The 21272-nt window shown below is 71.2% G+C and carries 17 protein-coding genes; 9 read left to right on the top strand and 8 right to left on the bottom strand.

The genetic code is table 11. The annotated features are described in order from the left end of the window. Positions 1-18 precede the first annotated feature (18 nt). Together ACQP0P_RS07025 and ACQP0P_RS07020 are read right to left on the bottom strand one after the other, a co-directional pair. Positions 19-2061 carry an ATP-binding protein gene (locus ACQP0P_RS07025; protein WP_433372523.1) on the bottom strand — a complete coding sequence of 681 codons (2043 nt, stop codon included), beginning with the start codon at positions 2059-2061 and terminating at the stop codon, positions 19-21. Continuing rightward, the gene (locus ACQP0P_RS07020; protein ID WP_433372520.1) at positions 2058-4163 is read right to left on the bottom strand and encodes an ATP-binding protein; all 2106 of its coding nucleotides are present in this window, start codon (positions 4161-4163) and stop codon (positions 2058-2060) included. Before ACQP0P_RS07020 ends, ACQP0P_RS07025 begins: the two co-directional genes overlap by 4 nt. Before the next feature lie 266 nt (positions 4164-4429). On the opposite strand from ACQP0P_RS07020, the gene ACQP0P_RS07015 reads away from it, so the two are divergent. Further along, positions 4430-5449: an adenosine deaminase gene (locus ACQP0P_RS07015; RefSeq protein WP_433372517.1), complete on the top strand. Its 1020-nt coding sequence runs from the start codon at positions 4430-4432 to the stop codon at positions 5447-5449. Here ACQP0P_RS07015 and ACQP0P_RS07010 read toward each other — a convergent pair. Genes ACQP0P_RS07010 through ACQP0P_RS07000 form a run of 3 tightly spaced genes read right to left on the bottom strand, consistent with a single transcriptional unit; the run spans position 5438 to position 8848 of the window. Beyond that, a complete protein-coding gene (locus ACQP0P_RS07010; protein ID WP_433372514.1) occupies positions 5438-6211 on the bottom strand; it encodes a hypothetical protein in 774 nt (257 codons plus the stop codon). The genes ACQP0P_RS07015 and ACQP0P_RS07010 overlap by 12 nt on opposite strands. Further along, on the bottom strand, positions 6198-6770 hold the full coding sequence (locus ACQP0P_RS07005; protein ID WP_433372511.1) for an RNA polymerase sigma factor: 573 nt from the start codon (positions 6768-6770) through the stop codon (positions 6198-6200). Before ACQP0P_RS07005 ends, ACQP0P_RS07010 begins: the two co-directional genes overlap by 14 nt. A gap of 41 nt (positions 6771-6811) precedes the next feature. Further along, entirely contained in the window at positions 6812-8848 is a 2037-nt protein-coding gene (locus ACQP0P_RS07000; RefSeq protein ID WP_433372508.1) for an ATP-binding protein, read from the bottom strand. A gap of 384 nt (positions 8849-9232) precedes the next feature. Here ACQP0P_RS07000 and ACQP0P_RS06995 point away from each other — a divergent pair, with 384 nt between their 5' ends. Then, positions 9233-9943, top strand: a complete 711-nt coding sequence (locus ACQP0P_RS06995) for a class I SAM-dependent methyltransferase (protein WP_350911335.1) — start codon at positions 9233-9235, stop codon at positions 9941-9943. Between the two features lie 263 nt (positions 9944-10206). Further along, complete coding sequence (locus ACQP0P_RS06990; RefSeq protein ID WP_433372504.1) at positions 10207-10386, top strand: hypothetical protein; 180 nt, start codon at positions 10207-10209, stop codon at positions 10384-10386. 82 nt (positions 10387-10468) lie between these two features. On the opposite strand, the gene ACQP0P_RS06985 is transcribed toward ACQP0P_RS06990, so the two are convergent. From ACQP0P_RS06985 to ACQP0P_RS06975, 3 genes are all read right to left on the bottom strand, one after another. After that, a complete protein-coding gene (locus ACQP0P_RS06985) occupies positions 10469-11614 on the bottom strand; it encodes an acetyl-CoA C-acetyltransferase (RefSeq protein ID WP_433372501.1) in 1146 nt (381 codons plus the stop codon). Between the two features lie 174 nt (positions 11615-11788). Beyond that, entirely contained in the window at positions 11789-12685 is an 897-nt protein-coding gene (locus ACQP0P_RS06980; protein WP_433372498.1) for a class F sortase, read from the bottom strand. A 13-nt stretch (positions 12686-12698) separates the two neighbouring features. Next, a complete protein-coding gene (locus tag ACQP0P_RS06975; RefSeq protein ID WP_433372495.1) occupies positions 12699-13619 on the bottom strand; it encodes a hypothetical protein in 921 nt (306 codons plus the stop codon). 380 nt (positions 13620-13999) lie between these two features. Between ACQP0P_RS06975 and ACQP0P_RS06970 the strand changes: the two genes are divergently transcribed. The 6 genes from ACQP0P_RS06970 to ACQP0P_RS06945 all read left to right on the top strand — a co-directional run bounded on the left by ACQP0P_RS06970 (position 14000) and on the right by ACQP0P_RS06945 (position 21175). Then, a complete protein-coding gene (locus ACQP0P_RS06970) occupies positions 14000-14668 on the top strand; it encodes a DUF2291 family protein (RefSeq protein WP_433372492.1) in 669 nt (222 codons plus the stop codon). Next, on the top strand, positions 14665-16233 hold the full coding sequence (locus tag ACQP0P_RS06965) for a sugar ABC transporter ATP-binding protein (RefSeq protein ID WP_433372489.1): 1569 nt from the start codon (positions 14665-14667) through the stop codon (positions 16231-16233). The genes ACQP0P_RS06970 and ACQP0P_RS06965 overlap by 4 nt, the downstream gene beginning before the upstream one ends. Beyond that, the gene (locus ACQP0P_RS06960; protein WP_433372486.1) at positions 16230-17342 is read left to right on the top strand and encodes an ABC transporter permease; all 1113 of its coding nucleotides are present in this window, start codon (positions 16230-16232) and stop codon (positions 17340-17342) included. Before ACQP0P_RS06965 ends, ACQP0P_RS06960 begins: the two co-directional genes overlap by 4 nt. 166 nt (positions 17343-17508) lie before the next feature. Further along, positions 17509-18069: a 2Fe-2S iron-sulfur cluster-binding protein gene (locus ACQP0P_RS06955; protein ID WP_433372483.1), complete on the top strand. Its 561-nt coding sequence runs from the start codon at positions 17509-17511 to the stop codon at positions 18067-18069. Next, entirely contained in the window at positions 18066-19076 is a 1011-nt protein-coding gene (locus tag ACQP0P_RS06950) for an FAD binding domain-containing protein (protein ID WP_433372480.1), read from the top strand. Before ACQP0P_RS06955 ends, ACQP0P_RS06950 begins: the two co-directional genes overlap by 4 nt. Then, positions 19073-21175 carry a xanthine dehydrogenase family protein molybdopterin-binding subunit gene (locus ACQP0P_RS06945; protein ID WP_433372477.1) on the top strand — a complete coding sequence of 701 codons (2103 nt, stop codon included), beginning with the start codon at positions 19073-19075 and terminating at the stop codon, positions 21173-21175. The genes ACQP0P_RS06950 and ACQP0P_RS06945 overlap by 4 nt, the downstream gene beginning before the upstream one ends. The last annotated feature ends 97 nt before the right edge of the window (positions 21176-21272 follow it).

Here is a 21272-nt window from a genome sequence, read left to right as displayed (position 1 = left end):
CCGCCGGATGAGCCCGGCTCAGCCGCGCAGGGCGTAGGTCACCGCGGACTCGAAGTGGGAGGCCGCCCCCTCGGCGAAGGCCAGCGCGTAGGCGGTCTCTCCGATCAGCCCCTCGGCGTGGGCCGCGGCGGCCTCGCGGAGCCCGGTCATGGTGTCGGCCCCCAGGCCGGGCAGCCCGAAGGTGATCCAGATGCGCTGCGCGGCGCCGAGGAGCCAGGCTGCGCGGGAGCCGTCACCCGCGGCCGCGGCGATCCGGGCGAGCTGGTCGATGGCGAGCGCGCCGCCGACCACGTCTCGCAGCCGCCAGTTGACCTCCAGCGCCGCCCTGGCCGCGGCTGAGGCCTCGGCGACCTCCCCCCGGCCCAGCAGGGCCAGAGAGCGGATGTAGTCGCTCAGGGCTCGCTGGGAGAGCTCTCCACGCGCCTCGCAGTACCGGCGCGTCTCGCGCAGGATCTCCACCGCCCTGTCGAAGTCGCCGCCGAACGTGGCGGCCATGGCCAGGAGGAGGGGAACGGAGAACAGGCCTGACGAGCCGGGCTCGGCCTGCCGTAACCCGGCGGCTCCGCGCAGCGCGTACCCCCGCGCGCCCTCCAGGTCGCCGGTGAGCAGGCAGGCCCCGGCGAGGCGGAGGTGGGCGTGGGCCTCGGTCTCGCCGTCGCCGTGGCGCCGGGCGCTCTCGGCGCTCTCCCTGGCCCGCCTGCGCGCCAGGGGTATGTCGCCCGCGAGGAGCGCGAGGTGGGCGGCGACCCAGAGCGGTCTTGACCTGGCTCGGTCCGGGGCCGGGACGGCGGCCAGCGCGCGGTCGAGGTAGTGGCGGCCCTCCCGGACGAGGCCCAGGTGACACCAGAGAACCCACAGGGCTCCGGCCAGCTCCAGGGCGGTGCGGTGGTCGCCGCCCGCGAGGCAGCGGTCGAGTGCCGCGCGGATGTTGGACAGTTCCCCGCGCGCCCAGCAGGCCCATTCGAGCTGGCGGGGGCCGCACCACTGGGCGTCCATGCGGTGGGCGGCGGCCAGGTAGTGATCACGGTGGCGGCGGCGCATCAGGGCGCCCTCGCCCAGCTCGTCGAGCCAGTCGCGCCCGTAGTCCCTGATGGTGTCGAGCAGGCGGTAGCGATCACCCACGCGGGCGACGACGGACTTGGTCACGAGTACGGCGAGCACGCCGGCCACGTCGGGCAGGCACTCGTCCTCGCAGACGCCGCGTGCCGACTCCTCGTCGAAGGTGCCCGCGAAGACCGACAGGCGGGCCCAGAGCAGGCGTTCCGCGGGCGTGCAGAGCTCGTGGCTCCAGCCGGCCGCGGTGCGCAGCGTGTGGTGGCGTACGAGGATCCCCTCGCCGTCGGCCGGCAGCTTGAAGCGGTCTTCGGGCTGGTCGGCGAGCTGGATCGCCGACAGGCCACGCGCGTGACCGGCCGCCAGCTCGATGGCGAGCGGGACACCGTCGAGCCTCCGGCAGAGTCTGGCGACGGCCATCATGGCCCGCTCGTCCGTGCGCAATCCGGGGGCGACGGCCGTCGCGCGGTCCAGAAAGAGGCTCATCACGTCGTACCCCGCGAGGTCGGCGGCCTCGGGCGGGGGGACGGGAAAGGGATCGACGCCCATGACGACCTCGTACGGCAGGCAGAGCTCCTGGCGGCTGGTCACGATGATCCGGACATCGGGCGCGCCGGTCAGGATGGCCGTGACCATGGTGGCACAGGGATCGACGAGGTGCTCGCAGGTGTCCAGGACGAGCAGGAGCCGCCGGTCGGCGAGGAACTCGACGAGGGACGTGAGGGCCGGGCGTCCGGCCCTCACGCGCAGGCCGAACATCCCGGCGACGCTGCCGGCGAGCAGGTCGCCGTCCGTCTCCGAGGAGAGTTCGGCCACCCAGACGCCGTCGGGGTAGTCGTCGCGGACGCTCCGCGCCGCCTGGAGGGCGAGGCGCGTCTTGCCGACACCACCGGCGCCGTGCAGGGTGAGCAGGCGCGTTCCGGTGAGGAGTTTCGTGATCTCGTCAAGCTCGGCGGCGCGTCCGAAGAAACTGTTCATCGCGACCGGCAGGTTGCCGCGCGGCGTCAAGAAAGATTCCCCTGGATCGCGTGTTCCACCGCGTCGCGCAGGCTGATCGAACCTCCTTGCTCCTCCAGCCGGTCGAACTGCGCCCTGCCCAGGCGCCCGCGCAGCCTCAGCTCGGACGTACGGATCAGGCTCGCGATCATGGGTGAGCGGCTGGGCGGCACCCCGGCGTTCTTCCAGGCGGCGCGGGAGGCCCCGAACATGACGGCGGCGAAGGTGTCGTCGGCGGATGACTCGGCGATCACGACGAACACCTCCAGCGCCTCCATCAGCGAGATGGTGTCGCCGAACAGGCGGCCGCCGCGCAGGGAGCCGCGGGCGGACTCCGCGGCGGACGCGGGGTTGCCGAGGAGGTGCTCGGCCTGGCCCAGGAGGAGGTCGAGGCGGATGAGGGTCCAGTAGTCGCCGCAGGACTCGCAGAGCTCACGTCCCTCCCGCAGGATGGACACGGCCTGGCCGTGGTGGCCGGCGAGCATCATGGCGGTGGCGACCACCGTGTAGGTGGGCAGGAAGCCGGGGAAGACGTTGCCGGTGGAGCGGTGGCGCACCCGGGCGTGCTTGATGAGCCGCAGGGCCTCGCCCACGTCGCCCCTGACGACGGCCAGGTGGGCCTGGAACTGGCTGACGTAGGCCGTGGCGTAGCCGTTGGCGTCCTCGGCCGCGCACTCGGTGAGGATGCGCTCGGCGCGTTCGAGGTCGCCGCGCTGGATCGAGACCCAGGCGTGCACCCAGAGCGCCTTGACCCGCTCGGGACTGACCGTGCGGTCGAGGTCGAGACCGCGCTGGAGGAGGTCGTCGCCGGGTGCCTGCATGCCGCAGCACGCCCACAGGAACCACAGGTTGCCGACCAGGTCGAGACCGCGGCGGTACTCCTGCGGCCGGGAGTAGCAGTATTCGATGGCACCGCGCATGTTGCCGCATTCGAGGACCAGCCTGCGGTACCACTCGAGCTGGCGGCCCTGCCAGCTCATCTCGGCGCGGGCGGACAGGGCGAGGAAGTGATCACGGTGGCGGCGCTGGATCTCCTCGGTCTCGCCGAGCCGGTCGAGCCAGACTAGGCCGAACTCGCGGACCGTGTTGAGCAGGCGGTAGCGGACCCCGTTCTCGCCCTCCTCGCGGACCAGGACGGACTTGTCGAGCAGACCCAGCAGGCCGTCGAGGATGTCCTTGGCGGCGAGGACACCGCCGGCGCAGACCTCCTCGGCGGCCTCGATGTCGAAGGTACCGGCGAAGACCGAGGCCCGTGCCCACAGCAGGCGTTCCGGCGGGGTGCAGAGTTCATGGCTCCAGCCGAGGGCGACGCGCATGGAGCTGTGCCGCCGGGGAGCGGAGGGGAGCCGGTGCGGTTCCGCGTCGTGCCCTTCACCGTGGGTCTCGCGACCGGCTGAGGGGGCCGTACGGCTCTCGAAGGCCGCGGCGAGTTCGTCGGGTGAGGCCATCCGGCCGTCGAAGGCGGCGAGCCCGGCCGTGGAGAGCGGGCGGCCGTCGAGGGTGACCAGCCCGTCGAGGATCCCGGGGCCGCCTCCGGCCACGGCGAGCCTGATCGCCAGCGGCAGGTTGTCGAGGCGCCCGCAGAGCTCGGTCGCGTCGGGGCCGCCGATCAGACCGGCGGTGAGGGTGTCGATCAGGCTGACGGCGTCGGCGTCGGGCAGACCGCCGACCGGGTAGAGGTGCTCGCCGGGCAGGCCCAGCCGCTGCCTGCTGGTGGCCAGGACACGTAGTCCCTCGACCGAGCGCAACAGCAGGCCGACCAGGATGCCCGTGACGCCGACGACGCGGTCGCAGGTGTCGAGGACGAGCAGGACCCGGCGTGTGACGAGCTCGTCGACCAGCGCCCGCAGCGCGGGAACGCCCGGCCTCCGGCGGACGCCGATCGCGTCGGCGAACGTCTCGGCCAGGGAGTCGAGGTCGCCGGGCGCCTCCGACAGCTCCACGACGTGGACGCCGTCCGGGAACCGGGGTTCGAGGATGCGGGCCAGCCGCAGGGCGACGCAGGTCTTCCCGGCTCCGGCCGGACCGGTCAGCGTGACGTGCCGCACCCTTTCGAGCAGTGCGGAGACGTCGGCGAGTTCGGTCTCCCTGCCGACGAAGACATCCGCTTTCATGGCAGCCCCAGCGTCCTGACAACGTGTGCATCTACCGTCGCACGGAGACATGGTCCACTGAAAGCCCGTTTCCTAGATTTCCTCGATATAACGGGGGATGCGATAAGGACGGGCACTTCCGGAAGCCGGCCACACCCGCCCCGAAATAGCCTCCTCGTCGCCTTCCGCCATATAGGTCCCCTTTCGCCCTCTGCGGCGCGCGAGCGGACCGTCAGGTCGGGACCAAAGAACACCGGGGGTCACCGGAGGTACGGCACTCTATTGAAATGCCACGTCCCCTCAGCGAACTGCCCAAGGCGCACCTGCACCTGCACTTCACCGGCTCCATGCGGCACTCGACCCTCGTCGAGCTGGCTCGCGAACACGGCTTACACCTTCCCGACGCGCTTGAGGAGGACTGGCCACCTCGGCTGCGCGCCACCGACGAGCGGGGCTGGTTCCGTTTCCAGCGGCTGTACGACATCGCGCGCTCCGTCCTGCAGCGGGAGAACGACGTCTACCGGCTGCTGCGCGAGGCGGCCGAGGACGAGGCGGCCGAGGGGTCGGCCTGGCTGGAGATCCAGATCGACCCGTCCGGGTACGCGTCGAGGTTCGGCGGGCTCACCTCGGCCATGGAGCTGATGCTCGACGCGACGCGCAGGGCCGCCGACCACGCGGGAATAGGGATCGCGGTCGTGGTGGCCGCCAACCGCACCCGCCACCCCCTCGACGCCAAGACCCTCGCCCGCCTCGCCACGCACTACATGGACCAGGGCGTGATCGGGTTCGGGCTCTCCAACGACGAGCGGCGCGGCCGGGCCCGTGACTTCGACGGGGCCTTCCGGCTGGCCAAGCGTGCGGGGCTGCTGGCCGTGCCGCACGGCGGGGAGCTGCTGGGCGCCGCCAGCGTGGCCGAGTGCGTCGACGTGCTGGACGCCGACCGGGTCGGGCACGGGGTGCGGGCGGCCGAGTCGCCACAGCTCATGGAGCGCCTCGCCGCCCGGGGGATCACGTGCGAGGTCTGCCCGACCTCCAACGTCGGTCTCGGGGTGGCCGAGCGGGCCGAGGACGTGCCGTTGCGGCGCCTGTTCGAGGCGGGGGTGCCGATCGCACTGGGCGCCGACGACCCACTGTTGTTCGGCGCCAGGCTGCTGCCCCAGTACGAGCTCGCCAGGCAGGTGTACGGCTTCTCCGACCCGGAGCTGGCCGAGCTGGCCCGCCAGTCGATACGGGCGTCGGCGGCACCGGAGGCGGTGCGCAAGAAGCTCCTCCAGGGGATCGACGACTGGCTGGCCTCAGCGGACTGAGCGGGCGATCTCCAGGGCGCGGCCGATGTCTCCGGCCCCCTCCAGGCGCAGGCCGACCTGCCCGCGCTGCCAGATGAGGGTGGGCCCGGCCGCGCGGGGGCGGGCCTCGGCCGCGCCGCCGCGCCGGGGCAGGTAGGTCAGGCCGTGTGGGGCCGGGATCCACTGCGCCTCCGCGTCACCCACCCGGGTCTCCAGCGGCCAGGGCGGTCCCAGCTCCTTGCGGAAGACGAGCAGGAGGCTACCGTCGTACTCGTCCAGCCTGAGGCCGGGCCAGAGCAACGAGACCACCCGGCCGCCGTCGCCCACCCTGACCTCGGCGGGCTCGCCGAGCGCGGCGGGGACGGCGATCGGGAACGCCGCCTGCCGTCCGGCCTGCTCCAGGGTGACCCGCCGCTCGCCCGGCAGTGGCTGGGGCGCCCAGGAGGGCAGGGGCCCGGGGTCGCCGATCCTGAGCTCGACGCCCGCGAAGCGCAGGATCTCCGCGACCGCCGCCCTTCCCGCGGGCGTCGCCCCCAGGAGCAGCGCGACGAGGATCGCGACGGCGGCGACCGCCGCCCGCCTCCGCGCCCGCCCACCGGCCCGCAGCGCCCCCCACCCCCGCCGGAGCACTCCCCGGCCACCCGTGACCGCGGGCGCCTCGGGGGCGGGCACCTCCAGGCGGGCCCGTACGGCCCGCGCGACCTCGGCGGGGTGCGGGGAGGGGACGTCGAGGGACTCGCCGAGGTCGAGAAGCCTGGCCTCAAGGTCGTCAGATGAGGTCACGTGCCACCTCCTCGCGCAGACGGGCCAGGCCACGGGAGGTCCGCGACTTGACGGTGCCGACGGGAAGATCGAGCACCTGGGCGGTCTCGGCCTCCGACAGCTGAAGGAGATACCGACAGACGACGGTCTCGCGTTCCCGCTCGGGCAGCGTACGCACCGCGTCGAGGAGCCGCGCCCGCCGGTCGGTGGAGACGGCCGCCTCCTCGGGGCCCTCACCCACCGACGGAACGGCCTCGGTGAGCCGCGTGGCCAGCCTGTCCCTGCGGCCCCGGGAGCGGGTCAGGTTGTGCGTCTCGTTCGCCACGATCCGCAGCAACCAGGGGCGGAACGGCGCGCCGCGGCGGAAGGACCTCAGGTTGCGGTACGCCTTGACGAACGCCTCCTGGACCACGTCCTCGGCCTCGTCGGCGGCTCCGAGCATGGCCGCGGTGCGGTGCGCGAGCACGCTGTAGCCGGCGACCAGGACCTCGTAGGCGTCCAGGTCACCTGCCAGCGATCGGGTGATCGCCTCGTCGTCGTCCGTCGGGGGGCTCCTTCGCAGATGTCTGAGAGATTTCACCGCATTCGGACCCTCCCGCGAAAGCCCTCGGGCGAGCTTGCTCAGTGGAGGGCGTAGGCGACCGCCGCGTCCGGGTCGGTCTCGTAGCCCTCGGCGAAGATCGCGTCGTAGGTCTCGTCACCGAGCAGTTGCCTGGCCGTCCGCTCGGCGACGGTTCTCGGCTCGGACATGCCCGCCGAGCCGAGGCCCCGCAGCCCGAAGGTGGCCCGCAGCCGTACCACCGCCCCCTGGAGCCTGGCCGTGCGGCGGCCGTCGCCCTCGACCGCGGCGATCACCGCGAGCTGGTCGACGGCCAGCGCCACACCGGCGGCGTCGCGCAGGCGCCACTTGACGTCGAGCGACTGCCGGGCGGCCTCCGTCGCCTCGCGCACCCTGCCGAGCCCCAGCTGGGCGATGGACAGGACGTAGTCGCCGCAGGCGCGGGCCCAGCGCTCGCCGTGCGCGTCACAGAGCCGCTGCACCTCCTTGAGCACCGAGACGGCCCTGTCGAACTCGCCGCGCCAGGTGACCGCCATGGCCATGGTCACCAGGGCGAAGGGTTCGCCGACCGTGTCGGCCTCCGCCCTGCGGAAGTACTCGCGCACGCGCTCGACGCACGGCTCGACCTCGTCGAGGGCGCCGGCGCACAGGGCACGGCTGGCCAGCCGGAGCTGGGCGTGCCCGGCCGCCGCGTAGTCGCCCCAGTCGAGGGCCGCGGACAGCGCCGCCTCGGCCCTGCGGCGACCCGGCTCCAGCTCGCCCCTGGCGATGGCCGCGCAACCGTCGGCCCACAGGAGTCTGGGCAGGTGAGGGTCGGTGACGGAGGCCGATTCGAGCGCGCGTGCCATGTGGTGGCGGCCCTCGTTCAACCGGCCCAGGCAGAACCAGAGGATCCAGAGCGTGCCGGCGAGCTCGACGGACACCGGGGAGGCGGGGTCGAGGGCGAGACGCAGGTCGGTCATGGCGAAGGCGAGGCGGGCGGCCCACTCCTCCTGTCCGGGGCCGTACCAGCCGGTCTCGGCCCTACGTGCCAGGTCGAGGTAGTGGTGGCGGTGCCGCCGCGCCAGCCTGGCCTCGTCCCCGAGCAGGGCGAGCCGCTCCCTGCCGTACTCCCTGACCGTGACCGGCTGACGGTAGCCGCCGGGAACCCGGACCAGGAGGAACCTCCGCACCAGGCTTTCCAGCAGGTCCGGTACGTCCCTCAGGTGCTCGTCGCCGCACACCCGCTCGGCGTCGGCCGCGTCGAAGTTTCCCGCGAAGACCGAGAGCCTGGCCCAGAGCAGGCGTTCCCCGGGGCCGCAGAGCTCGTGGCTCCACCTGATCGCGGCGCGTACGGTCTGGTGGCGGGGCACCGGCGCCCGGCTGTCGGGCGGGGTCTCGAACCGGCTCTCCAGGTGGTCGGCGAGCCGCTCCACCGGCATGTCCCCCAGCCGTCCGGCGGCCAGCTCGACGGCGAGCGGGACACCGTCCAGCCGCCGGCAGATCCTGGCCGCGGCCGCCAGGCCGGTCTCGGTCGTCTCCAGGCCGGGCGCCGCGGCGGCGGCCCGGTCGAGGAGGAGGCGGAGCGCGTCGTTCCCCATCGTCCTCTCCTCCTGCGGCCACGGCGCGTCGAAGGGTCCGACGGGCAGCAACGCCTCCTGCGGCAGTCCGAGCGGCCGGCGGGAGGTCGCGATGATCCGCACCCCCGGCGCCGCCGCCAGGATCTGGGCGACGAGGTCGCGGCAGGCGGGCAGGAGGTGCTCGCAGTTGTCGAGGAGCAGCAGGAGCCTCCTGCCCGCGAGAAACTCGACGAGCGTCTCGTCCTGCGTCCGCACGGACCGCTCGGGGATGCCGAGGACCGCCGCGACCGTGTGGGCGAGCAGGTCACCGTCGCGCTCGCCGGACAGTTCCACCAGCCACGTGCCGTCCGGGTGGTGCTCGTGCCACCGGCGTGCGGCCCTGATCGCGATCCGTGACTTGCCGATGCCGCCGACACCGGTGACCGTGGTCAGCGGTGTGTCGGCCAGCAGCTTCAGCAGCCGCCGCACCTCGCCTTCCCGGCCGATGAAGCCATCCGTCTCCGCGGGCAGGTTCCCCCGCCACCATTGGACCTGTTCCATCGGTTCGCGCTCCTTCTCCACTTACCGGGAATAGCACTCCTCCCAAATCACGGACCGGTCGGCCGGTGATTCCCCAGGGGGATTTCCTTGTCCCCCGGTGCAAATCTCACCGCCGTATCGAGGTCGAACTTCCCCCGTACGGCGTGAAACGCGGAAATGCAGGTGCTTTATAACTGATTCGGCGGAGCCGGTAATCGGGGGGGCGAGCCCGCCCGGAGGCCGATCCCCCCGGGCGCGGCTCCCGGCGGCACCGCCCGTGGATCGTTTGCGGGGCCGCCTTGAGGGAAGCGCCATTAGACTCTGGCTGTCCCTGGCCGCGGCCTGTCGCCGCGGCCTTTCCTTAACCGAGCTGGACGGAACCGCATGTCTGGGTATGACCGCGTAGTGCAACCCGCGGCCGGTGACGAGGCCCTGGAGAACCACCTTGGTGGGGACGAGGCCAGGAATTACCGGCAGTACGAGCTCGACATGGTCGCCCCACACGTGGGCCGGTCCATGCTGGAGATCGGTTCCGGGCTTGGCCACTTCGCCGAGCAGTTCCTGCCCCGCCTCGACCGGCTGGTGGTCAGCGACTTCGACCCCTACTGCGTGGAGCAGCTGCAGAAGCGCTTCGAGGGCCGCGACGACATCGACGTGCTCCAGTTCGGCCTGCCGACCGAGATCCCCATCGGCGAGAAGGTCGACACCGTCGTGATGATGAACGTCCTGGAGCACATCGAGGAGGACGTCGAGGCCCTGCGGTCGCTCGCCAAGGTCACCCTCCCCGGCGGCCGGATCATCATCTGGGTTCCGGGCTACATGCAGCTTTACGGGGACTTCGACCGCAAGGTCGGCCACGTCACCCGCTACACCCCGGCCACCCTGCGCAGCACGGTCTCTCGTGCGGGCCTGGACATCGACGTGCTCAAGCCGATCAACTTCCTGGGCGGCATCGCCTGGTGGGCCGCGGTCCGCCGCGGCGGTGTCGGCTACCCCGACCCCCGCCTGGTCAAGATCTACGACCGCACCGTGGTACCCCTCACCCGCCTCATCGAGCGCTTCGTCCGCCCGCCGTTCGGGCAGACCGTCTTCTGCGTCGCCCGCGTGCCGAAGTGACCTCCGCCCGCGCCGTCCCCTCCCCCGTGGCCATCGCGGTGCCCTGCGCGGCGTGACGGCCGGGGGGCGCGAACAAATCGGTTGCACGCCTCGGCAGGGGCGCCGTAAGGTCATTCACATGTGGATCAACTCCTAAGAGCCGGCGTCGATCAGCCTTCGCTGATCCGCCCGCACTCAGCGTTTCAGCCCCGTTCATCTGACGCGGCAGCTGAGTTGTCCGACCCGGGATCTCGCCGCGTCGTCACTTTCCTCAAGGAGTCCATATGCGAATTCATGCCGCCCGCAAGCGCAGTGGCAAGTCCAAGACCACCAAGACCACCAAGACCCGCACCCCGCTGCCCGAGCATGTCGTGCCCGCGGCGCCCCGGCGGCTGCCGATGCCGGCCACGCCGATGAGGCCCACCCGGCAGCCGCGCCGGATCCCCGGCAAGGGTGGTCGCTGACCTACGGAAAAGCCCCGGTCCACCGACCGGGGCTTTCCCATCTCTCACGGTGCCTCGCGGTTCGAGGCCGCGGGCACCGGCGTCACAGACGCTCGATGATCGTGACGTTGGCCTGGCCGCCGCCCTCGCACATCGTCTGTAGCCCGTACCGGCCACCGGTCCGCTCAAGCTCGTGCAGGAGCTTGGTCATCAGGATCGCGCCGGTGCCGCCCAGTGGGTGGCCCAGGGCGATCGCGCCGCCGTTCGGGTTGACCTTGGCCGGGTCGGCGCCGAGATCGTTGATCCAGGCCAGCGGGACCGGGGCGAACGCCTCGTTGATCTCGGTGACGTCGATGTCCTCGATGGACAGGCCCGCCTTCTTCAGCGCCTTCTGCGTCGCCGGGATCGGCGCGGTCAGCATGTAGACCGGGTCGTCGCCGGTCAGCGCCAGGGTGACGATGCGCGCCCTGGGGGTCAGGTTGTGGTCGCGGACCGCCTGCTCGGAGGCGATCAGGATCGCTCCGGAGCCGTCGGAGATCTGCGAGGAGGTGGCGGCCGTGATCTGCCCGCCGTCCCGCAGCGTCTTCAGCGACGCCATCTTCTCCAGCGTGGTGTCCGGGCGCGGGCCCTCGTCGTCCTCGACACCGTTGAGCGGGGCGATCTGGTCCTTGAAGTAGCCGTTCGCGACGGCCTTGGCCGCCCGCTGGTGGCTCTCGTACGCGAACTGCTCCAGCTGATCGCGCTTGAGATTCCACTTCTCGCACATCAGCTCCGCGCCGCGGAACTGGGAGATCTCCTGCTTGCCGTACCGCTCGACCCACTTTTCGCCGAAGGGGAAGGGCATGCCCTTCTCCAGCGCCGCGCTGATGCTCGACCCCATCGGCACGATGCTCATGGACTCCACCCCGGCGGCCACGACGAGGTCCTGAGTACCGGAGAGCACGCCCTGGGCCGCGAAGTGGATCGACTGCTGGGAGGAGCCGCACTGACGGTCGATGGTCACACCGGCGACGCTCTCCGGCAGACCTGCGGACAGCCACGCGTTGCGCGCGATGTCCATGCTCTGCGGGCCGAACTGCATGACACAGCCCATGATCACGTCTTCGACCGCCGACGGGTCGACACCCGTACGCTCGATGAGCGCTCCGAGGGTGTGCGCGGCCAGATCGGTGGGGTGGACGGTGGACAGACCGCCCTTCTTCTTGCCGACCGGGGTGCGGACCGCCCCGACGATGTACGCCTCTGCCACAGTGCCTCCTGCGTGTGAACCGAGCTGCCTGCGAAACCGAGCATCATTCGGTCAGTAGGAGGTTACAACAGAACTTTTGTCCACGCCCTATCCGGGGGTCACCTCTCCACCGAGAGGACACTCCCGCCCTTTTACGAAATATCAGGAGCGCTGCGCTGACCTGGGCGGTGCCGCTCAGGCCATCCTGGTGCTCGTCATGGTCGCGTAGGCGATGACATTGTCCGTGTAATGACCGGTCGCGCGGTCATAGGTGCCGCCACAGGTGATCAGGTGCAGCTGCGGGTTCGGCGACTCGCCGTACACCCGCTGCGTCGGGAACACCGACTTGTCCGCCTGCTCCAGCCCGCCGACGGTGTAGACGGCGATGACGCCGTCCTTTCTGTGCACCTCGATGACGTCACCGTTGCGGATCTCGTCGAGGCGGCTGAAGACCGCGCTCCCCGAGCGGGTGTCCTTGTGTCCGAGCATGATCGCGGGACCGGCCTCGCCGGGCGTGGGTCCCGAGCGATACCAGCCGACCAGGTTTGGTTTGTCGACCGGCGGCACCTCGATCGCGCCCTTGCCGTCGAGCCCGACGGATCTGATCGGCGCGTTGACGCCGAGCCGCGGGATGACCAGGCGGACCGGACTGGAGGGCTGCATGGCCGGGGCCGCAGGCAGGCTGGGCTGGGGCGGCGGCGCGGTCGGGGGCGCCTGGAAGTACGGGTTCACCGGCGCCGCCGCGGCCTGATTTCTGGGGGGCAGCGTGGTGCGCTCGCCCATGCCGTACTCCTCCGGCGCGGCCAGCACGTAGAGCATGCCCACCAGCACCGTGACCACCCCGGCGATCCCGGCCAGGATGAGCACCGACCGCATCACCCGCCCACCGTCGAAATGCCCGTCGAAATGCCCGTCGAAATGCCCGTCGAGATGCCCGTCGGGGTGTCCCCGTCGCGGCCACTCCTCGTACGGCTCCCCGTAGGGCTGGCCGTGCTGCTGCTGGAACGGGTGCGGATACTGCGGCTGGACCGGGACCGGCCGGTAGTGGGGCACGTGCCCGGGGTGTTGACCGCCCGGCGGGGGGGTGCTCATCCGGCCACCCCGATCAGCCTCGGCCCGCGGTGCGACGCCGCAGCACCATGCCGCCGATCCCGGCGAACGCCACCATCAGCACACCGCTGAGCATGATCATTCGGGCGTCGGGGCCGGCGTCCCCGCCACCGCCCGTGGCGGCCCCTCCGTTGGGGGTCTCGTCGATCTGCCCGTCGGAGGAGGGCTTTTCCGGCTCGGAGGTCTTGGTCTTGGTGACGGTGACCGTCGGCTTGGGAGTGGCGCTCGGACTCGCGGTCGCACTCGGGCTGGGGCTCGCACTCGGACTCGGACTCGCGCTCGGACTCGGACTCGTACTCGGGGAACCCGTTCCCACGGTCACCCGCAGCGCGGCGACGCTGGCCTCGGCCGGGTTGAGAGGAGTACCACAATTGAGCAGCTCGGCCTCGTTGGTCCCCGTGCCGGGGTCCAGGTACAGGGTGAACGGGCCCGGCTGGAAGGCCACCACGCCGGTCGCACTGGGGGTCACCGTGACGAGCAGGGGAGGTGCGGTGATCGGCTGCCCGGCGGCCGGAGGAGCGGCGGTGACCGCGAGCGAGCGGAGCTCGGAGGGAAGCGCCAGGACCGACGAGGGAGTGGCTTCGATCTGCACCTCCGCGTCGATGACGACACGCGCGCCCGCCGGGGCCTGCGCGGTCGGGGTGACGGTGGGCCCCGCGGCGGGATGAGCGATCTTCCAGGTCGCCACCAGGGGCGAGTTGGTCGCCGCCGCCGCCGGGCCGCTGAGATCCATCTGGAAGGTGTACGTCGCCGACGGTGACGACACGCCGCCGAGCGTGCAGGCGTAGCTGACCGGGTTGGGGTTGGCGTACATGGAGGCGACCGCAGGGACCGCGCCGAAAAGAACGCCCGCGCCCACCGCGGCGATCGCGGCTGTCTTGACCGCGACGCGCCGCCGCGTCTTGGACTTCAGCACAGTCTCTCCCCATTCCAGATCCATCGACCGGCTCGCACCGGTCCTTAAGGCTTACCTGCCTTGGTCAAGGTTCGGCATAGATCCTACGAACAGAGACCATAGTGCGCGAGCGAGTCGGCGAAACGGACACAAATTCCCATCTATCCCACAGCAAACGACACCGTACATCGGTGAAGTTTCAAACAACAGACGGGGTGTGGCGCATGGGGGTCACGGTGAGTAGCCGACCTCCGCCGGGATCCGCACGGTGTCGTGGCCACCGCGGAACAGAACGCGCGAGGGTTCCGGCAGCTCGATCGGCTCCCGTTCAGGGCGGATTCAGTGGAAGCCACACGAACGGGTATACGGGTCTTGACATCCTCCCAAGCTGGAGGTTTGTGATGAGCACCCCGGTTGCGGCACACCCGCGCGGCGGGCAGGTGCCTCGTCGGCGGATCCCGGCCAGATGGGTGGCCGCCGCCCTGGCGGCGGCCCTCCTGGCCGCCATCGGGTTCAGCACCCAATACCGCTCCGCGGAGTCGGTCGCGGCGTCGGGCACCCGGTTCGACCCGGCCGCCTTCGGGGCGCGGACGTACGAGAGCGAGGTCGTGCCCGCGATCAGGGAAAGGGCGGTCGAGCTGCCCGTGCTGGTGAAGGCCATGACCACCGACAAGAGGGCAGCCGAAAGGCGCTACGGCGTCCGGCAGGGCAACGGCCCCTACAATTTCGCGGTCAGGGGCACCGGCAGGGCCGGAATGGCGGAGTCCGGGCTGATGCCCGTGACCGTGCCGGGCCTGCCACCGGGCACCCGGGTCTCGTTGCAGGTAGGTCCTGCCGTCAACGGCACGGCGCTGCGGGACGCGGCCGGCATCGGATTCAGGCGGTTCCGCAACCAGGCGGAGTACGCCGCCGCCGCCACCGCGCTGAACAACCGGTTGTGGGGGGAGCTGCTCAAGAACCTGGACCCGGCGCGCCTGAACGGCAAGAAGATCTCCTTCGCCGGTGCCTTCAACTTCCTCACCCCCTCCGTCGTGACCATCACCCCGGTCTCGATCAAGGAGGTGCCGTGAAGCCCGCGGCGCCCAAAATCCTGAGCGCCCGCGACGTCACCAAAGTGTACGGGAACACGCACGTGCTCAGGGGTGTCGACTTCGACATCGCCGCCGGTCGGGTGACCGCGCTGTTCGGCAGGAACGGGGCCGGCACGTCGACCCTGCTGAAGATCCTCTCCGGGATCGAGCAGCCCACCACCGGCCACGTCGAACTCGACGGGGAGCCCGTCAGGCTCCTGTCTCCCCGCGACGCCGCCCACCGGGGCATCTCGATCATCCCTCAGGAACTCAATCTCTTCCCCAATCTAAGCATCCAGGACAATCTGTTCCTGGCCCGCGAGATCTACGGGGGCCCCTGGGTGATCGACCGCTCCTCCCAGCGGGCCACCAGCGCGGCGATCCTGCACAGTCTGGGAGAGGACCTGGATCCCGATCGGCTGGTCGGTGACCTGAGCCCGGCCCGGCAGCAGATCATCGAGATCGCGCGGGCGCTCCTCCAGGAGGCCCGGGTGCTGATCATGGATGAGCCCACCTCGGCGCTCACTCCTCCGGAGGTCGAGGCGCTGTTCCGGGCCATCAGGGAGCTGACCGCGAGCGGAGGCGCGGTCGTCTACGTCTCCCATCAACCGGACAGGGTGCTGAAGATCGCCGATGACGTCGTCATACTGCGTGACGGGCGGCCGGCCGCCACCGCGAACGCCAGGACCGTCGATATCCGGTGGGTCGTGGAGCAGATGGTCGGCCCCGACCGGGAGGCCCTGTTCGCACACCTCACCCAGGTCATCGAGGCGGAGCCACCGCCGTCACGAGCGGAACTGCTGACCCTGCACGGGCTCTCGGTGGCCGCTCCGGCCAATCCCGGTCATCTCGCGATCGACGACCTCTCCCTGACCGTCGGGGAGGGCGAGATCGTGGGGATCTACGGCCTGGTGGACTCGGGCCTGACCGAACTGCTGGAGGCGCTCGCCGGCCGGATCCCCTCGCAGTCGGGTGACGTCCTGCTCTCGGGCATCCCGCTGGAGGGCGCGAGCATCCGCGACCGCATCGACCGGGGCCTGGTCCTTGTCCCCCGGGACCGGCGGCGCGACGGCCTCATCCAGACGATGTCGGTCGGGGAGAACCTCTCCCTGGCCGGGCTGGACAGGTTCGTCCGACGGTTGTTCGTCTCCCGGGAGCGCGAACTGGACGCCGTCGATCTGATGATCTCCGACGTCGCCCTCAGGGCGGACGACGCCGGAGCCCCCGTCGAATCGTTGAGCGGCGGCGACCAGCAGAAGGTGGTCATCGGCAGGGCGCTGCTGACCGATCCCCTGGTACTGCTGCTGGACGAGCCCTCGCGCGGCGTCGATGCCGGCGCCAAGGCCGACATCTTCGAGCTTCTGGCGGCACGAGCACGACACGGCCTGGCCGTCCTCTTCACCACGTCCGACGCCGAGGAGGCCCTGCACATCCCCGACCGGCTGCTGGTGCTCGCCCGCGGGGGCGTCACCGGCGACTTCCGGCGTGGCGCGATAACCCGGGAGGAGTTGATGAGCGCGCTGGACGGCGTCACCGTCGACAGGACCGAGGGCGGTGCGAATTGACACCTCGGGGAACACCCCCCGCACCGGCGCCTCCGGGCCGCCCCCCGCCGGAGCGGATCGCGGCCCAGGCACGCCGCCTGTCCCTGCTGAACGGCCTGTTCGAGCTCCGGGCGCTCATCGCGCTGGCGGCCCTGATCGTGCTCTTCGGCATGCTGACGGATTCGTTCCTCACGATGCCGAATCTCGTCAAGATGACCGAGCACATCGCGGTCAACGGGGTGGTCGCGCTCGGCATGCTGCTGGTCATCCTCAAGGGCGGCGTCGACCTGTCCGTCGGCTCGGTCATCGGGCTCTCCGGGGTCGTCGCCGGCGAGTTGCTCGAAGGTCTCCATCTCAGGTTCGTCGACGTGATCGCCTACCCGCCCGTGTGGGGCGTGATCGTGCTCTGCGTCGCGGTCGGCATGCTCGTCGGCCTGGTGAACGGTGTCCTCATCACCCGGTTCGAGGTGGCGCCGTTCATCGCGACATTCGGCATGCTGTACGTGGCGCGGGGACTCGCACTGCTGATCTCCGACGGCTCGACCTACACCAACCTGGACGGCGACCCCCAACTCGGCAACACCGGCTTCGGCCTCCTCGGCAACGCTCGCCCGCTCGGCATCCCGATCCCGATCTGGATCATGATCGTCCTGGCCGTCGCCGTCATGCTGGTACTCACCAGGACACCGTTCGGCCGATGGTTGTACGCCGCGGGCGGCAACGAGCGGGCCGCGGAGCTCTCGGGGGTCCCGATCAACCGCGTCAAGACGGTCGTCTACGTGATCTCCGGCGCCTGCGCCGCGCTCGCGGGTCTCCTCATCGCCTCGGAGCTGACCGTGGCGGCACCTCAGGCCGGTGAGACGTTCGAGCTCAACGCGATCGCCGCGGTCGTCCTCGGCGGCGCCACGCTGCACGGGGGACGCGGCACCGTACGGGGCACCCTCGTCGGAGCCGTCGTCATCGGTCTCCTCGTCAACGGCCTGATGATCCTGGACGTGTCACTGTTCTGGCAGATCCTCATCAAGGGATCCTTGGTCATCTTCGTGGTGCTGCTGGACCAGGGGCAGCAGCGGCTCCAGCGGCACAGGGCCGCCGTCTCGGCGCTGGTCACCGACGGGCGACCGGACTGACGGGCTCCGGCGGCCGCCTCCCGACACCCGTCCGCGGCACATCTGCCGATCCCGGTGTCTCCCCGAGCCGCCGGTGATTCTCACGGCAGTACGGTTGCCGCTTCTTTTGGATTTTCAGATTAATAGGTGATCCAACTCTCATTGGGTAATTGGCAGGATAAACGGCATGGCAGTCGAAGCGTTCAGCAGCGATATCACGCTGCGCATCAACGGTGCCGACCACTCCGTCTCCCTGGACAACCGGGTGACCCTGCTGGACGCGCTGCGCGAGCATCTCAACCTGACCGGGGCGAAGAAAGGATGTGACCACGGGCAGTGCGGGACGTGCACGGTCCTGCTGGACGGCCGGCGGGTGAACAGCTGCCTGACGCTCGCGGTCACCGCCACCGGACAGGAGATCGTCACCATCGAAGGGGTCGCCGGTCTGGCTCGCGCGAACGACCTGCACCCCGTTCAGCGGGCGTTCCTCGACCACGAGGGCTTCCAGTGCGGCTACTGCACGCCGGGCCAGATCTGCTCGGCGATCGGCGCGCTCGCCGAAGCGGATGCGGGCTGGCCCAGCCATGTCACCGAGGACGTCGCGGCCGGTGTCGCCTCCTGCGCCGCCCTGGATGCCGAAGAGGTCCGCGAACGGATGAGCGGCAACCTCTGCCGCTGCGGGGCGTACGCCGGGGTTGTCGAGGCGGTCCTCGACGTCGCCGGATCGAGTCCCGGAGGCAACCGATGAGACCCTTCGCCTACCAGCGCGCCACCGACCCCGGTGCCGCCGCCACCGCCGTCGTGGACGGCACCGACGCGATGTTCCTGGCCGGCGGAACCAATCTGGTGGACCTGATGAAACTCGGCGTGGCCCGGCCGGCGAGGCTGGTGGACGTCACCCGGCTGCCGTACGACCGGATCGAGCACCGGGCCGACGGCAGCGTGCTCATCGGCGCGACGGTGCGCAACAGCGACCTGGCCGGCGACCGGGGCATCAGGGAGCGCTTCCCGATGCTCGCCCGGGCCGTGCTGTCCGGAGCCTCCGGACAGCTCAGGTCGATGGCCACCACCGGCGGCAACCTGCTGCAGCGCACGCGCTGCCCGTACTTCCAGGACGTCACCAAGCCGTGCAACAAGCGCGACCCGGATACGGGCTGTTCCGCGATCGGCGGCAGTCACCGCGACCTGGGTGTGATCGGCATCTCCGACAGCTGCGTGGCCACCCACCCGTCCGACATGGCGGTGGCGATGGCCGCTCTCGACGCCGTGGTGCACATCAGGCTCGCGGGCGGAAAGGAGCGGGCGGTGCCGCTCCACGACCTCTACCTGCTGCCCGGCGACACCCCCGATCGCGAGACGGTACTGGAGCCCGGCGACCTGATCACCGGCGTCGAACTGCCGCCGCCCCCGGACGGCGCGGCCATGCGATACCACAAGGTCCGCGACCGCTGGTCCTACGCGTTCGCGGTGGTCTCGGTCGCGGCCCTGGTCACGACGGAGGGCGGCGGGACGCTGCGGGAGATCCGGCTGGCGCTGGGCGGGGTGGCCCCGCGGCCGTGGCGGGCGCACCAGGCCGAGCGGATGCTGGCCGGTCACCGGCCGAACAAGGAACTGCTGCTGGCGGCGGCGGAGGCGGAGTTCGCGTCGGCGCGCCCCCTGCCGGGGAACGAGTTCAAGATCGGGCTCGCCGCCGACCTGATCGCGGCGAGCGTACGCGATCTCACGGGGAATCTCGTGGGAGAGGAACGGCGATGACCACGCTCGACAAGGTGGTGGGCGGAGCACCGGCCAGGATCGACGGGCGCGAGAAGGTCACCGGCGCGGCCCGCTACGCCTACGAGTACCCGGTGCCGAACGCCGTCTATGTCTGGCCCGTGCAGGCCACCATCGCCCGCGGCCGGGTGCGCGCCGTCCACGGCGGCGCCGCGCTGGCCCTGCCGGGGGTGATCGCCGTACTGGACAGCGGCAACGTCTCTCGGCTGCACCCCGCCGACGACGCCGAGCTGGCCGTCCTGCAGTCGGCCGACGTCGCCTACCGCGGGCAGATCGTCGCGGCCGTGGTCGCGAGCACCCTGGAAGGTGCCCGCGAGGCGGCGTCGGCGGTGCGGGTGGACTACGACGAGCAGGAACACGACGTCGTGCTGGACCCGGGCAACCCGCGGATCTTCTCGCCCCGGCAGGCCAGCGCGGGTTTCCCCGGGACCGTCCACTGGGGTGATGCCGAGAGCGCCCTGGCCGCGGCACCGGCCGGCATCGACGCCACCTACACGACCCCGGCGGAGCATGCCAGCCCGATGGAACCGCACGCCACGATCGCGTTCTGGGAGGGCGAGACCCTGACCCTCTACAACGCCGATCAGGCGCCCTGGATGTCGGCGATCGCGATCGCCGCGCTGTTCGGCCTCGCCGACGGCGCGGTGAGCATCGTCGCGGACCACATCGGCGGCGGTTTCGGGTCGAAGGCGTTACCGCGCCCGCCGACCGTGCTGGCGGCGCTGGCCGCCCGTGCCGTCGGGCGGCCGGTCAAGGTGGCGATGACCAGGCAGCAGATGTTCCCGCTCGTCAGCTACCGGACGCCCACCGTGCAACGCGTGCGTCTGGGGGCCGAGCTGGACGGCCGGCTGACCGCGGTGTGGCACGACGCGCTCCAGCAGAGCTCGAAGCGCGTCGAGTACACCGAGCCGACGGTCGCGGCCAGCCGCATGATGTACGCGACGCCCAACAGCCACACCGCCCACCGGTTGCTACAGCTGGACGTGCCGACCCCATCGTGGATGCGCGCGCCCGGCGAGGCTCCGGGGATGTTCGCCCTCGAATCGGCGATGGACGAGCTGGCGTACGCCCTCGGGATGGACCCCGTCGAGCTGCGAGTCGTCAACGAGCCCGCGCTGGACCCCGAATCGGGCCTCCCGTTCAGCAGCCGCAACCTGATCGCCTGCCTGCGGGAGGGGGCGGCGCGCTTCGGCTGGGCCGGACGCGACCCGGTGCCGGGCGTCCGCAGACAGGGCCGGTGGCTCGTCGGCACCGGCGTCGCGTCCTCGACCTACCCGGTTTTCACCATGGCGTCCACCGCGACCGCCCGCGCCGAGCCCATGGGCAGGTTCGTGGTCGAGATCGCCGCGGCCGACATCGGTACCGGGGCTCGCACCGCGCTGGCCCAGGTGGCGGCCGACGAGCTCGGCGTGCCGATGGACCGGATCACCATCCGGGTGGGCCGCAGCGTCTTCGGACCCGCGCCGTTCGCCGGCGGGTCCATGGGCACCGCCTCGTGGAGCTGGGCGGTGAGCAAGGTGTGCCGGACCCTGGTCAGGGAGCTCGACGAGCGGTCCGGGGTGGTCCCCGCCGAGGGGCTGCAGGCGCGGGCGGACACCACCGAGGACCTCGCCGCCCAGGGGCGGTTCTCCCGCCACTCGTTCGGAGCGCAGTTCGCCGAGGTCAAGGTCGACGTCGACAGTGGGCAGGTCCGTATCGAGCGGCTGCTCGGGGTCTTCGCGGCCGGCCGGATCGTCAACGTCAGGACGGCGCGCTCGCAGTTCCTCGGCGGCATGACGATGGGGATCTCCATGGCCCTGCACGAGGCCCTGCAGATGGACCTCCGCTTCGGTGACTTCACCAACCACGACCTGGCCACTTACCACATCGCGTCGAACGCCGACGTCCGCGGGATCGAGGCCCACTGGATCGACGAGCATGACGACGAGCTCAACCCCGTCGGCGTCAAGGGCATCGGCGAGGTGGGGATCGTCGGCACCGCCGCCGCGATCGCCAATGCCGTCTTCCACGCGACCGGCTCCCGGCAGCGCGACCTGCCGATCACCCTCGATCGGGTGCGGGCCGCCATGCACACCGGCTGACGGGATCTTCCCCGCCGATCTCGGGGAGATCGCCGCGACAGGTGCGGTCGGGCGGGATTTACCGGGAGCATGGGGCAGAGTGGTCGAGTAGACCGGG

The sequence above is a fragment of the Streptosporangium sp. CA-115845 genome (assembly GCF_050943795.1).
Taxonomy (GTDB): domain Bacteria; phylum Actinomycetota; class Actinomycetes; order Streptosporangiales; family Streptosporangiaceae; genus Streptosporangium.
This window is presented reverse-complemented; position numbering and strand designations above follow the sequence as displayed.